Source organism: Schumannella soli (assembly GCF_006517435.1).
Taxonomy (GTDB): domain Bacteria; phylum Actinomycetota; class Actinomycetes; order Actinomycetales; family Microbacteriaceae; genus Schumannella; species Schumannella soli.
Genome location: NZ_VHQG01000001.1, coordinates 341,308 through 354,148, shown reverse-complemented (window position 1 = coordinate 354,148; position 12,841 = coordinate 341,308). Strand labels below are relative to the sequence as shown.

The 12,841-nt window shown below is 72.0% G+C and carries 7 protein-coding genes; 2 read left to right on the top strand and 5 right to left on the bottom strand.

The window, feature by feature from the left end; genetic code table 11:
* Positions 1-38: 38 nt before the first annotated feature.
* The 5 genes from FJ657_RS01580 to FJ657_RS01560 are packed head-to-tail and all read right to left on the bottom strand — an operon-like array spanning position 39 to position 5,770.
* Positions 39-1,043 carry a putative FMN-dependent luciferase-like monooxygenase gene (locus tag FJ657_RS01580; protein ID WP_141161932.1) on the bottom strand — a complete coding sequence of 335 codons (1,005 nt, stop codon included), beginning with the start codon at positions 1,041-1,043 and terminating at the stop codon, positions 39-41.
* Positions 1,040-1,792, bottom strand: a complete 753-nt coding sequence (locus tag FJ657_RS01575; RefSeq protein WP_141161931.1) for an ABC transporter ATP-binding protein — start codon at positions 1,790-1,792, stop codon at positions 1,040-1,042. The genes FJ657_RS01580 and FJ657_RS01575 overlap by 4 nt, the downstream gene beginning before the upstream one ends.
* A complete protein-coding gene (locus FJ657_RS01570; RefSeq protein WP_141161930.1) occupies positions 1,789-2,799 on the bottom strand; it encodes an ABC transporter ATP-binding protein in 1,011 nt (336 codons plus the stop codon). Before FJ657_RS01570 ends, FJ657_RS01575 begins: the two co-directional genes overlap by 4 nt.
* Positions 2,796-4,598, bottom strand: coding sequence for an ABC transporter permease (locus FJ657_RS01565; RefSeq protein ID WP_141161929.1), 1,803 nt, complete (start codon positions 4,596-4,598; stop codon positions 2,796-2,798). The genes FJ657_RS01570 and FJ657_RS01565 overlap by 4 nt, the downstream gene beginning before the upstream one ends.
* 20 nt (positions 4,599-4,618) lie before the next feature.
* Positions 4,619-5,770, bottom strand: a complete 1,152-nt coding sequence (locus FJ657_RS01560; RefSeq protein WP_181408826.1) for an ABC transporter substrate-binding protein — start codon at positions 5,768-5,770, stop codon at positions 4,619-4,621.
* Positions 5,771-6,161: 391 nt separating this feature from the next.
* Here FJ657_RS01560 and helR point away from each other — a divergent pair, with 391 nt between their 5' ends.
* Complete coding sequence (gene helR / locus FJ657_RS01555; RefSeq protein ID WP_141161927.1) at positions 6,162-8,495, top strand: RNA polymerase recycling motor ATPase HelR; 2,334 nt, start codon at positions 6,162-6,164, stop codon at positions 8,493-8,495.
* Between the two features lie 114 nt (positions 8,496-8,609).
* Positions 8,610-12,821 (top strand): GH92 family glycosyl hydrolase, encoded by a 4,212-nt coding sequence (locus tag FJ657_RS01550; RefSeq protein ID WP_141161926.1) that lies wholly within the window; start codon positions 8,610-8,612, stop codon positions 12,819-12,821.
* Positions 12,822-12,841 lie beyond the last annotated feature (20 nt).

Below are 12,841 nucleotides of genomic sequence, written 5' to 3'. Positions count from 1 at the left end.
GGATGGAAGGGGAAGCGGATGCGGCCGCGGGCGACGCCTCAGGCGCCCGGCGCCCAGCCCAGCGCCGGCGCCACGCGCTCGGCGATGAGCTCGAGCGAGCGCAGCACGACCGCGTGCGGCGGGTCGACGGGATGCGGCTGGAACACGACGTCGCTCGCGAGCGGCACGATCGGGTCGGCGCCGAGCGAGTCGATCACCTGCTCGGCCGTGCCGATGTGCAGGTCGAGGTAGGCGGCCGCCTCCTCGTCCGAGACGTCGGACGGCAGCGCGACGCCGAGCTTCTCGATCTGCGGGAGGGAGGCGGCGATGCCGGCGGAGCGCAGGCGGCGACCCTCGGCCTCGTCGTCGACCACGAGCACCGAACGCGACGCCATGACCCGCTGCGGCACCCCGGTCGGCAGCGCCGCGGCGTGCGCCTCGACGATCTCGACCTGCTCGGCGGCCGAGCCGGTGCCGGTGTACTCGCGCCGGGGCTGCGTGCGCGAGAGCAGCAGCCCGTGTCCCTCGCCGCCGATGCGCGCGGCGCCCGAGGCCGAGAAGGTCGCCTCCCACAGCGCGGAGACGAGCGAGCTCGGGGCCGGCGGATACAGCGCCCCGCCGTCGTCGGTCAGCACATCACCGCGCAGCGCGCGCAGCAGCGTCTCCTTGTGCGCGGCGTAGATCGCGGGACGGTCAGCCGGGTCGTGGCCGAAGGGCGGGAACGACGAGGAGGTTCCGCCGGAGCCGATGCCCAGCTCGAAGCGTCCGCCCGAGAGCAGCGACAGCACCGCCGCATCCTCGGCCACCCGGATCGGCGCCTCCAGGGGCAGCGTCACGATGCCCGTCGCGAGGCGGATGCGCGAGGTCTTCGCGGCGGCCTGCGCCAGCACGACGAAGGGCGAGGGGAGTCCGCCCTCGTCGCCGTGGAAGTGGTGCTGCGCCACCCAGGCGGTGTCGAAGCCGAGCTCTTCCGCGCGCACGAACTGGGCGATCGCGTTGCGGTAGCGGTCGACCGGCGCGACGTCGTCGAGCAGGCGGGTGAAGAATCCGAGTCGGAATGTCATGCGGTGGTGTCGCTTTCTGCGGCGGTGTCCGTCGCCTTGCCCAGGTACGCGACCTGGATCTCGGGATCGTCGAGCAGCTCGCGCGATCCGCCCTGCAGCACGATCTCGCCGGAGGCGAGCACGTAGCCGCGCGACGCGATCGAGAGCGCCAGCTCGGCCTGCTGCTCGACGAGCAGCACGGCGACGCCGAGCTCGCGGTTGATGCGCGCGATCTCGTCGAGCACCTGGTCGACGAGCTTGGGGGAGAGGCCCATGGTCGGCTCGTCCATGCAGATCAGGCGCGGGCGGCTCATGAGCGCGCGGCCGAAGGCGAGCATCTGCTGCTCGCCGCCGGAGAGCGTGCCGGCCTCCTGGCGTCGGCGCTCGGCGAGGCGCGGGAAGTGCTCGCGGATGCGTTCGAGGTCCTCCTGGATGCCGGCGCGGTCCTTGCGGGTGAACGCCCCGGCGAGCAGGTTCTCGTCGACCGTCATCTGCGGGAACACGCGCCGCGCCTCGGGCACGGAGGCGATGCCGGCGACGACGCGCTGGCGGGTCGAGGCGTGCGTCACATCCCGTCCGTCGAAGCGCACGGTTCCGCCCTTCGGCTTCACGAGCCCGAGGATCGTCTTCATCGTGGTCGACTTGCCGCTCGCGTTGCCGCCGAGCAGCGAGACGATCTCGCCCTCGCCGACCGTGAGGGTGTTGCCGCGCAGCGCGTGGAAGGGCCCGTAGTAGACGTGCACGTCGTCGAGCTCGAGCAGGGCGCTCATGCCTCGTCCTCTCCGGTCGCGGCGTCGCCGGTGGTCGCGGCGGGCGTCTCGTCGGCCGGCGCCGCGCTCGCCACGACGTCGTCGGTCGCGCCGCCGAGCCCGCGCCGGCGCCCGAGGTACGCCTCGATCACGGCCGGATCGTGGCGCACGGTCTGCGGCGCACCCTCGGCGATGATGCGGCCGCCATCCATCACGATCACCCGATCGCTGACCGTCATGACCAGGTCGAGCTTGTGCTCGACGAGCAGGATCGCCTGGCCGTCGGCCTTGAGCTGCAGCAGCTGCTCGAGCACCTCGGCGGTCTCCGACTGGTTCATGCCCGCGGTCGGCTCGTCGAGCAGCAGCAGCTTCGGCTGCAGGGCGAGCGCGCGGGCGATCTCGGTGCGACGGCGGTTGGCGTAGCTGAGCGAGTAGGCGGGGTCGTCGCGGCGCGGACCGAGGCGGGCCTCGAAGCGCTGCACCTCGCTCTCGACGCGGGCGTCGATCTGCTTCTGCTCGCGGCGGGATGCGGGCGTGCCGATGATCGCGATGAACAGCTCGCCGAGCAACGGGATCCACCGCAGCAGGAAGAGCCGCGACAGCCGGCGGAAGGGCCGGCTCGCGGTGAGCGTGGAGTGCAGCCCGACCTCGACGTTGTCGCGCACCGAGAGGGTCGCGAAGACGCGGCCGTTCTGGAAGGTGCGGGCGACGCCCTCCTCCGCGATACGCGCCGGATCGGCGTGGTCGATGCGGCGGCCCTCGAGCGAGATCGTGCCGGCACCCGCGCGCAGGGCGCCGCTGACCAGGTTGAGCGTCGTCGTCTTGCCCGAGCCGTTCGGCCCGATGATCGAGACCACCTCGTGCGGCGCGACCGTGAAGCTCACGCCGTCGACCGCGCGCACGCCGTCGAAGTGGCGCTCGAGGCCCTCGACGCTGAGCAGGGCATCCGACGTCGCGGCGGTCGCCGCATCCACCTCGACCGAGGTCTCGCCCGAGGCCGGAGCGCCCGCAGCAGTGTTCTCGCTCATGAGTTCCTCACCAGCAGTCCGCCCGGCCGGAACCTCACCACGAGGATCAGCACGAGGCCGTAGACGATGATGCGCAGCTCGGGCGTGAAGCGCAGCAGCTCCATCGCGCCGATCAGCACGATCGACCCGAGCACGGCGCCGTAGGGCAGGTTGACGCCGCCCATGATGACGATCGTGACGACGAGCAGCGACATGAGCGTCGTGAAGATCGTCGGGTCGATGTAGGTGTACTGGTGCGCGAGCAGCGAGCCGCCGACGCCGGCGAAGAACGCCGACACCGCGAAGGCGAGCGCCTTGTAGTCGCGGGCGCGCACGCCCGAGGCGACCGCGGCCGTCTCGTCGCTGCCGACCGAGGCGATGACCTTGCCGAGGTGCGAGCGGCGGATGCGCCACATCACCACGAGCGTGATCACGAGCACGCCGAGGTCGATCAGGTAGTAGGCGAGCGGCGAGGTCAGCGGGGTGCCGAACCAGTCGGGAAAGGGGATGCCGTAGATGCCCTGCGGGAACACGAGCTGGATGACGGCCACGATCACGGTGCCGACGCCGAGCGTCGCGATCGAGATGTAGTGCCCCTTCACGCCCCAGATCGGCGACGACAGGATCGAGGCGATGATCGCGGCGATGAGCCCCGACACCGGCAGCGCGACCCAGAACGGCAGGTGCACGACGGTCGTCAGCAGCGCCGAGCTGTAGGCGCCGATCGCGATCGGGCCGGCCTGGCCGAGCGCGAGCACGCCCGCCTGCCCCGCGGTGAGGGTGAAGCCGGCGCCGATGGTCGCGTAGATCAGCACCTGGGTTCCGGTGGTGAGCACGTAGTCGCCGCCGACGAGCGGCACCACGACGGCCGCGATCACGAGGGCGATCGGCCACACCCACTTCGGGATGCGGAACGGCCGACCGCGGCCGAGGAAGGTGCCCGTGAGCGGCTCGCTCGAGATGAGCGGCACCCGCCCGAGCAGCCCGCCGGGCCGCACGATCAGCACGATGATGAGCACCGCGAAGACGATGATCTCGCGGGCGGTGTCGCCGAAGAAGTGGATGCCGAAGGCCTCGAGCACGCCGAGCACGAAGCCGCCGATGACGGCGCCGACGAGCGAGCCGAGCCCGCCGAGCGTCGCCGCGACGAAGGCGACGAGCCCGGTCTCGAGACCGGACGAGGGATTCGCGACGCCGACGTAGAGGGCGATGAACACGCCCGCGAGGCCGCCGAGCGCCGAGGCGATCACGAAGGAGACGTGCTGCACCCCGGCGACGGGGATGCCGACCTGCAGCGCCGCCTCCTGATCCTGCGAGGTCGCGCGGATCGCCCGGCCGATCCGGCCGTACTTGAGGAACAGCGACATCGTCACCATCACGACGATCGTGATGCCGAGCATCACGAGGTCGGAGGTGCCGAAGGCGAGGTTGCCGACGCGGAAGTTCGAGGTCGGCAGCACCTTGGGGAAGGCGCGGAAGTTCGCGCCGAAGGCGACCTGCGAGGCGTTGTCGAGGATCTGCGACACCGCGAAGGTCGACAGCATCGCCGCGAGCGGCAGGTACTTCGCGAGCGGCCGCACGACGGCGACGTTGGTCAGCAGGCCGAACCCCGCGCACATGACGAGCACGAGCGGCAGCGCCAGCCAGAACGGCAGGCCGAGCTTGACGATGCCGAACCAGGCGAGCATCGCGCCGAGCCCGAAGAACGAGAACTGCGCGAAGTTGACGACGTTCATGACGCCGAAGACGAGCGAGATGCCGACCGCTCCGAGGGCGTAGATGTTCCCTCGGAGCAGGCCGGCGATCAGGGTGTCGAGCATGGAGTGCGGTGACCCTCAGATCACTTCTCGATGGCCGACCAGCTGCCGTCCTTCAGCACGACCGGGGTCAGCTTCGGGTCGGCGACGCGGCGGGTCTTCTGGTCGAAGGAGATCTCGCCGTAGACGACGCTCGGCACGTTCTTCAGCTCCTGGAAGCCCTTGAGGATGCCCTCGCGCGTCGTGCCGCCAGCCTTCGCCGCCGCGACGGCGACGTGCAGTGCGTCGTAGGCGCCGGCCTCGAACAGCGTGACGTGCTCCTCGCTCGGGTAGGCCTTCTTGAAGGCCTTCACGAACTTCTGCACGCCGGCGTCGGGGTTGGTCTCGACGAACTCGGTGCCGATGACCGATCCCTCGGCCTCGGGCGTCGCGTCGAACGACTCCTCGTCCTGGCCGCCGTAGAAGGTGCCGTCGTAGCCGGTGGAGCGCAGCTGGTTGACGATCTTCGCCGCATCCGGGCCGTAGCCGATGTGGGCGATCGCGTCGGGCTTGGTCGCGACGATCTTCGAGAGCGAGGGGCGGTAGTCGTCGGAGCTGTCGAGCACGCCCTCGGCGTCGGTGATCTTGAGGCCGATCTTCTTCGCCTCGGCCTCGAAGGCCTGGTAGGCCGGGATGCCCCAGTCGGCGGTGTTGAGGTAGGTCACGCCGACCGACTTCACGCCCTGCTTCTTGATGTAGTCGGCCGTCCAGGTGTAGCTGGCGGTCGTCGTGATCGCGGTCGACCACTGGTACTGCGAGCCCTTGGCGGTGAAGTCGGGGTTCGAGTTGTTGTAGCCGTACTGCACGAGCTTGCCGGCGGTGTAGATCGGCGAGGCCGGGATCGAGGCCGAGGAAGCGTAGTCGCCGAAGGCGAGGATGACGTCCTGGTCGGCGACGAACTTCTGCGCGACCGTGACCGACTGCTTCGGGTCGGACTGCGAGTCCTCGTACTTCAGCGCGACCTTCTTGCCGTCGATGCCGCCGTCGGCGTTGACCTCCTTCACCGCGAGGTCGAAGGCCTTCTTGAACTGGTCGCCGTACTGCGCGTACTGGCCGGTGGTCGCCGACGAGACGCCGAAGTAGACGGTGTCGCCCGCGTCACCGGAACCGCCGGAGCCGGTGGCGCATCCCGCCAGCCCGACGGCGACGAGAGCGACGAGCGAGACCGCGGAGGCGCGGGCGAGGTGCTTCTTCATGGTGTTCCGGTTTCTGTGGGGAGGTGAGTTGGTGACGACTCGTCGGCTGCGGATGCCGTGCGCTGTGGACGTGCGGCGGTGCGGGTGCAGAGGCGCCCCGTCGCGGCGGATGCGGCGCGCGAGCGAGCCGGTGTCCGTCGGGACTCTCCGGCGCTGGAGAAGGGCGTGTCGGCACGCTAGCAACGAGGGTGAGCCCGCCGTCGGCCGCCGAGTAATAATGCGTCGTTCAGCGTAATAGAACGCCGGGTGATGAAAGGCATCGGGCGGGCGAGGGCTCTGTCGCGCGACGCGGTTAAACGACGAAGCGGAGGGAATCCCTCCGCCTGTTAAAGAGTATCCGCGGGCAGGGGGCTTGCCGCAAGACCCCGGTGCGGGTGCAGGATCGTGCACCGTGCCTGCCGAACACACCCCCTCCGCCACTCCCTCCGCCGCCGGAACCGCCGCCACGTCGTCCGTCTTCGACCTGCCCGACCGCCTCGCCGCGAAGCGCGCGCCGGAGCTCATCGCCGCCGACCAGGCGCACTTCGCCCGCATCGAGACCGAGCTCGCCCGCCAGCGCGCCGACCTCGCCACGCGTCTCGCGACGACCCTGCGGATGCCGGGCGGCTCGGGCCAGGAGGCGCTCGATCGCGACCAGGAGGTGCACCGGCTCACCGCACGGCTGCGTTCCCTGAGCCGCTTCGGACTCGACCTGTGCCTCGGGCGGATCGTGCCGGCCGGCGATCCGACCGGCGACCCCGCATCCGCCATCGTCTACATCGGCCGCCTCGGCCTCACCGATCGCGAGGGGAACCGCCTGCTCGTCGACTGGCGCTCGCCCGCCGCCGAGCCGTTCTTCGGCGCGACCCACGCCGATCCCCTCGGGCTCGCCAGCAAGCGCCGCTACCGCTGGGCGCGCGGCCGCATCACCGACTACTGGGACGAGCTCTACGTCGCCGACGAGCTCACCGAGCGCACCGAGCGGGCGGCCCTCGACGACCAGTCGGCGTTCATCGCGAGCCTCGGCGGCGTGCGGTCGAGCCGGATGCGCGATGTGCTCGGCACGATCCAGGCCGACCAGGATGCGATCATCCGCGCCTCCTCCCGCGGCGCCCTCGTCGTCGACGGCGGCCCCGGAACCGGCAAGACCGTCGTCGCCCTGCATCGCACCGCGTACCTGCTCTACGCCGACCCGCGCCTCTCCCGCAGCCACGGCGGCGTGCTCTTCGTCGGCCCGAGCGCGCGCTACCTCGACTACGTCGGCGACGTGCTGCCGAGCCTCGGCGAAGACGGCGTGCACATCGCGACGCTGCGCGACCTCGTGCCGCAGGGGCGGGAGCTCGGGGGAGTGGCTCCCGCCGACGATCCTGCCGCCGGGCGCGAAGCCGACCCGGCCGTCGCGGCGCTCAAGGCATCCCTGACCCTCGTCGAGGCGATCGAGCGCGCCGTGCGCCACTACGAGCGCCCGCCCGCCGACGGCATGGTCGTGCGCACCGACTGGGTGGATGTCGAACTCGAGCCCGAGGACTGGGCGGACGCCTTCGCGGCCGCCGACCCCTCCTCCCCGCACAACGAGCAGCGCGATCAGGTCTGGGAGGAGCTGCTGACGATCCTCATCGACAAGGTCGGCGAGGAAGTGCCGCCGCACATCGCCCAGCGCGCGATCACGACGGACGAGGAGCTGCGCGGCGCCTTCGCGAAGGCCTGGCCTCTGCTCGACCCGGCCGGCGTCGTCGTCGACCTGTGGAGCGTGCCCGCGTACCTGCGGGCCTCCGCCCCGTCGCTCACGGCCGAGGAGGTCGCGCTGCTGCAGCGCCCCGATCCGCGCGCCTGGACCCTCAGCGACCTGCCGCTGCTCGACGCCGCCCGGCTGCGCATCGGCGAACCCGAGGCCGCGAAGCTGCGCCGCCAGCGCGAAACGCTGCTCGCCCGCGAGACCGAGCAGCGCGAGACCGTGCTCGACGACCTGCTCAGCTCGGGGATGCTCGACTCCGATACCGACAGCGAGGGCCTGCTGACGATGCTGACCGGCGAGTACGGCGCCGACCTGCGCGAGAAGCTGATCGACACCGGATCGCTGCCCGCGCCTGACCCGGACGCGCTCGCCGGGCCCTTCGCGCACATCCTCGTCGACGAGGCGCAGGAGCTGACCGACGCCGAATGGGCGATGCTGCTGCGGCGAGATCCGGCGCGCAGCTTCACGATCGTCGGCGACCGCGCGCAGGCCCGGCACGGCTTCACCGAGTCGTGGGAGTCGCGGCTCGCGCGGGTCGGCATCGGCGGCGGAGCTGGTTCCGGTGCGGTCTCGCTCGCCTCGCTCACGATCAACTACCGCACGCCCGAGGAGGTCATGGCGGCGGCCGAGCCGGTCATCCACGCCGTGTTCCCCGAGGCGAACGTGCCGTCGTCGGTGCGGGCGAGCGGCATCCCCGTCGAGACGCGGCCGATCGCCGAGCGAGATGCGCTGCTCGACGCCTGGCTCGCCGCGCACGCCGAGGGGGTCGCGGTCGTGATCGGGGATGCGTCGTTCGCGCCGCGTCCGCGGGTCGCGTCGCTCACGCCCGAGCTCGCGAAGGGGCTCGAGTTCGACCTGGTGGTGCTGGTGAACGCGCCGTCGGAGCCGGCGGGTGCGGATGTCGCATCCTTCGATCCCGCCGTGTCCGCGCCCGCCTCGATCGAGGCCGCCGTCGACCGCTACGTGGCGATGACCCGCGCGACGCAGCAGCTCGTCCTGCTCGAGCCCTGAAGAGCGTGGCGCTGAGGAACCGTCGTTGACAGCGCTGTCATTGCCTGGCAGGCTGGCCGGACGCTCCGCACCGCCCCCGCGTCGGATGCGCATCGGGAAGAGGACAACGTCGTCGTGAAGCTCAGCAGAACCCTGCCCGCGCGCCCCGCGCGCCCCCTCGCCTTCGTGCTGGCGTTGGCCACCGCGGCCGCCATCGGCGTCGCGGCGGCGCCCGATCAGAGCGCCGCCGCAGCCCCCGCGCCGCTCGACGACGCGGCGCTGCTCGCCCAGGTGAATCCCTTCATCGGCACCGAGAACCTCGGCAACACCTATCCCGGCGCGGCCCGTCCCTTCGGCATGGTGCAGTTCTCGCCCGATACCGGTCACAACACGGGCTACGCCTGGGATGACAGCGTCGTGCGCGGCTTCTCGCTCACCCACCTCTCGGGCGTCGGCTGCGGCATCGCCGGCTACCTGCCGGTGCTGCCCGTGCTCGGATCGCCCGTCGACACCGGCGTCACGAACTACGCCGACTACGCGATGGCGTTCTCGCACAACACGGCCGACGACACGACGCGCGAGAACGCCTCGCCCGGCTACTTCCAGGTGAAGCTCACGAGCCGCGGCGGCCCGGAGAAGGGCGCCGTCGTCAACGCCGAACTCAGTGCGACCGAGCGCACGGCCGTGCAGCGCTACACCTTCCCGTCGAGCACCCGGTCGACCGTCATGGTCAACGCCGGCCAGACGCTCACCGGCGACGTGCCGGCGTCGGTGCAGTTCGTCGACGACCACACGATCCGCGCGGCGATCCGCATCTCCGGCTTCTGCCAGGGGACGCAGCCCTTCACGGTCTTCACCGAGACGACCTTCGACCGGCCCTTCGCCTCGCACGGCACCTGGACCGGCGGCGCCGTCGCGAACGGATCGGACGCCGCCGCCGAGGCCGCGCGCACCGGCGCCTGGGCCACCTTCGACACCACCGACGACCGCACGGTCGAGGCCGTCACCTCGATGAGCTACGTGGATGCCGACGGCGCCCACGCGAACCTGCTCGCCGAGACGGCCGGATTCGATCAGACGCGCGCGGATGCCGAGGCGGCCTGGGTGCAGCGGCTGTCGCAGGTGCGCATCCCGGCCGGCGCGGCGAGCTCGCGGGAGTTCTACTCCTCGCTCTACCGCTCCTTCCTCTCGCCGAACATCGGCAACGACGTCGACGGCAGCTACCGCGGCTGGGACGGCGCGATCCACCGCGGCTCGGCCGGCGACCGCCCGTACTACCAGAACTTCTCGCTCTGGGACACGTACCGCACGCAGCAGCAGCTGCTCGCGATGCTCGCCCCGAAGGAGTCCGCCGACATGGCCGTGTCGCTCATCCGCATGGGGGAGCAGGGCGGGTGGCTTCCCCGCTGGGCCTACGGTCCCGTCGAGACGAACATCATGACCGGCGACCCGGTCACGCCGTTCCTCGTCAGCGCGTGGCACCAGGGACTGCTGACCCGCGCCGAGGCCGACCGCGCCTACGCGCTGCTGCTGAAGAACGCCGACGGCACCCCGCCCGCCGACCTGCCGCTGCAGGCCAACGGCCGCGCCGGCAACCCGATCTACGTCGCCGACGGCTTCGCGCCCTACGCCCCCGCCGAGAGCGGATTCCCCGGCGACTACGACCTGCAGCACGGCGCCTCGGCGACCCTCGAGTACGCGCTCGCCGACGCGACGCTCGCCACGATGGCCCGCGACCTCGGCCACGACGCCGACGCCGCGCGTCTGGCCGCCCGCGGCCAGAACTACCGGGCGATCTGGGATGCCGACGCCGGCACCTTCCGTCCGCGCGACCGCAGCGGCGCCTTCGTCGGTGACGCCGAGGCCTCGCAGGCGCCCGGATTCCACGAGGGCACCGCATCCCAGTACCGCTGGCTCGTGCAGCAGGATGTGCCGGGCCTGATGCGGCTGCTGAGCAAGGACGCGGCCGACCCGCGCCCCGCGGTCGAGGCGCGGCTCGACGAGTTCTTCGCCTACGACAAGCTCAAGGCCGACCCGGTCACGACGGTCAACACCGACTGGGTCACGAGCACCGCCAACGAGGGCGGCTACGGGCGCAGCACCTACAACCCGAACAACGAGCCCGACCTGCACGCGCCGTACATGTACCTCTGGACGGGCCGCCCCGACAAGACGGTGGATGTCGTGCGCGCCGCCATGGGCCTCTTCACCGATTCGCCGCGTGGCGTGACCGGCAACGACGACATGGGCACGATGTCGGCCTGGTACGTGCTGTCGGCGATGGGCGTCTACCCGATCATCCCCGGCAGCGACGTCTGGGGTCTCACGACGCCCGCCTACGACCGCATCGAGGTGCGGCGCGGCGACGAGACCGCGGCGGGCCTGACGATCACGGCCGACGGGGTCAGCGACCAGGCGCGCTACACGACCGGCGTCACCGCCGGCGGGCACGCGGTCGACAGGGGATACCTCAGCGGAGCCGATCTGAAAGACGCCGGCACGCTCGACTTCGCCGTCGCGACCACGCCGGGCACCTGGGCGACCGGCCGCGACGCGGCACCGGGGGCGATCAACCCCGAGACGCCGGTGCCGTCGCGGGTCACCGGATCGCTCGCGGATTCCGTGCTCACGGTCGCGCCCGGCGCATCCGCCCGCACTTCGCTCGAGCTGCTCGTGCAGTCGGAGGGCGACTTCTCCGGCCGCGTCGAGGTCGTGTCGGCGACGCCGGGACTCACGGTCGACGTGGGCGACGGCACGGTCCGCGCGAGCGGCGCCCGCACCCCGGTCGCCGTCTCGAAGGCGGTCGGCGTCAGCGCCTCGAACGTCGTCGACAGCGACGGCTCGATCGTGCTGCGGGTCGTCGCCGACGGCGGAGCCTCGCGGGAGTTCACGCTCACGATCGTCAGCCGTTCCCCGTGGCTGCAGGGCTCCTATTCGGCGACCGGCATCGGCACGCCCGGTCAGCCGGATGCGAGCTTCGACGAGGGCGGCGCCTACTACCTGCGCGCGGCGCTCGAGAAGGGCGGCTTCACGCCGTCGTCGACTCACGATCTTGAAGGGCGCAGTCTCGGTGACACGGGCCTCGTCTTCACGATGCCGGCCTACGGCCCGGGCGCGAAGGACAACGTGCCGATGAACGGCCAGACGATCGCCGTTCCGGCCTCGATCGGCTCCACCTCGCGCCTCGCCCTCATCGGCTCGGCGAACAACGCGAGCCCCTCGGCCACCGGCACCGTGACGCTGACCTTCGCCGACGCGAGCGGCGCGACCCGCACCACCACCGCATCCGTGCGGCTCACCGACTGGTGCAAGGGCAGCCCCGACGGCGACAACAGCAGCGTCATCCAGATGGGGCAGCGGGTGGAGTCGGACGATCGGGTCGGCAACGTCGGCTGCGGCCTGTTCGCGACGGCGCCGATCACGACCGGCGTGACCGCGGGATCGCGCCTGGTCTCGATCACGCTGCCGACGAATACGCGGATGCATCTGTTCGCGATCGCGGCCGAGCCCTCGGCGAGCGGGGTGACCCTCACGGCCGACCCGGCCGCGGCGAAGCCCGGTCAGACGGTGACCCTGACGGCGTCCGTCTCGGGCGTGCAGCGCGACGGCGTCGTGGTGCTGACGGATGCGGCGGCGGGCGCCGACGCGGGCGCGGGCGCGGATGCGGGCACCGGCGAGGTCGGACGGGCGCGCGTCGTCGACGGCGTCGCCACGTTCGCGCTCGCGCCGACCACGGGTGCGCACGCGTATCGCGCCGCCTTCGTGCCGGCCGACCCGGCGCTGCAGACCGCGGCGACGTCGGAGGCCACGGAGGTCGTCGTGACCGACCCCTCTGGCCCGCAGCCCGCGACGGTGCACCTGAGCTTCTCGGCGGCGCAGGTCGTCGAGGGCGGCAGCGTCGAGCTGTCGATCCGCGTCGACCCCGCCGCCGCCGGCACCGTGTTCGTCGACGACGGCGTCGTCGCGCCGACCGCCCGGCTGACCCGCGCCGCCGTCGCCGCGGCCGCGGGCGGCGTGCCGCTGGTGAACGGCGCCGCGACGGTCACGATCACCCCGGCCGGCGTCGGCGTGCACGTCTACTCGGTGCGCTTCGTGCCGGATGACGCCGCAGCGCCGTCATCATCCGCCTCGGCGTCGATCACGGTGCTGCCGCGCGACGCGACGGATCCCGGCGACCCGTCGGCGCCCGGCTTGGGCTCGGGCTCCGGCTCTGCCGGGGCGTCGGGCGGGGCGGGCCGCGACCTCGCTTCGACCGGCGACGACCCCGCGGGCCTGGTCACCGCCGCGACGCTGCTGCTCCTCGCCGGCCTCGCGCTGCTGGTGCTGCGCCGCCGCCGGGAGGTCTGACCCGGTCGGCTCGGGTCACC

Bases quoted from the DNA above. Each gene is read 5' to 3' on its own strand.
- FJ657_RS01565 (WP_141161929.1), bottom strand. From the start codon at position 4,598: ATGCTCGACACCCTGATCGCCGGCCTGCTCCGAGGGAACATCTACGCC.
- FJ657_RS01575 (WP_141161931.1), bottom strand. From the start codon at position 1,792: ATGAGCGCCCTGCTCGAGCTCGACGACGTGCACGTCTACTACGGGCCC.
- FJ657_RS01580 (WP_141161932.1), bottom strand. From the start codon at position 1,043: ATGACATTCCGACTCGGATTCTTCACCCGCCTGCTCGACGACGTCGCG.
- FJ657_RS01570 (WP_141161930.1), bottom strand. From the start codon at position 2,799: ATGAGCGAGAACACTGCTGCGGGCGCTCCGGCCTCGGGCGAGACCTCG.
- FJ657_RS01560 (WP_181408826.1), bottom strand. From the start codon at position 5,770: ATGAAGAAGCACCTCGCCCGCGCCTCCGCGGTCTCGCTCGTCGCTCTC.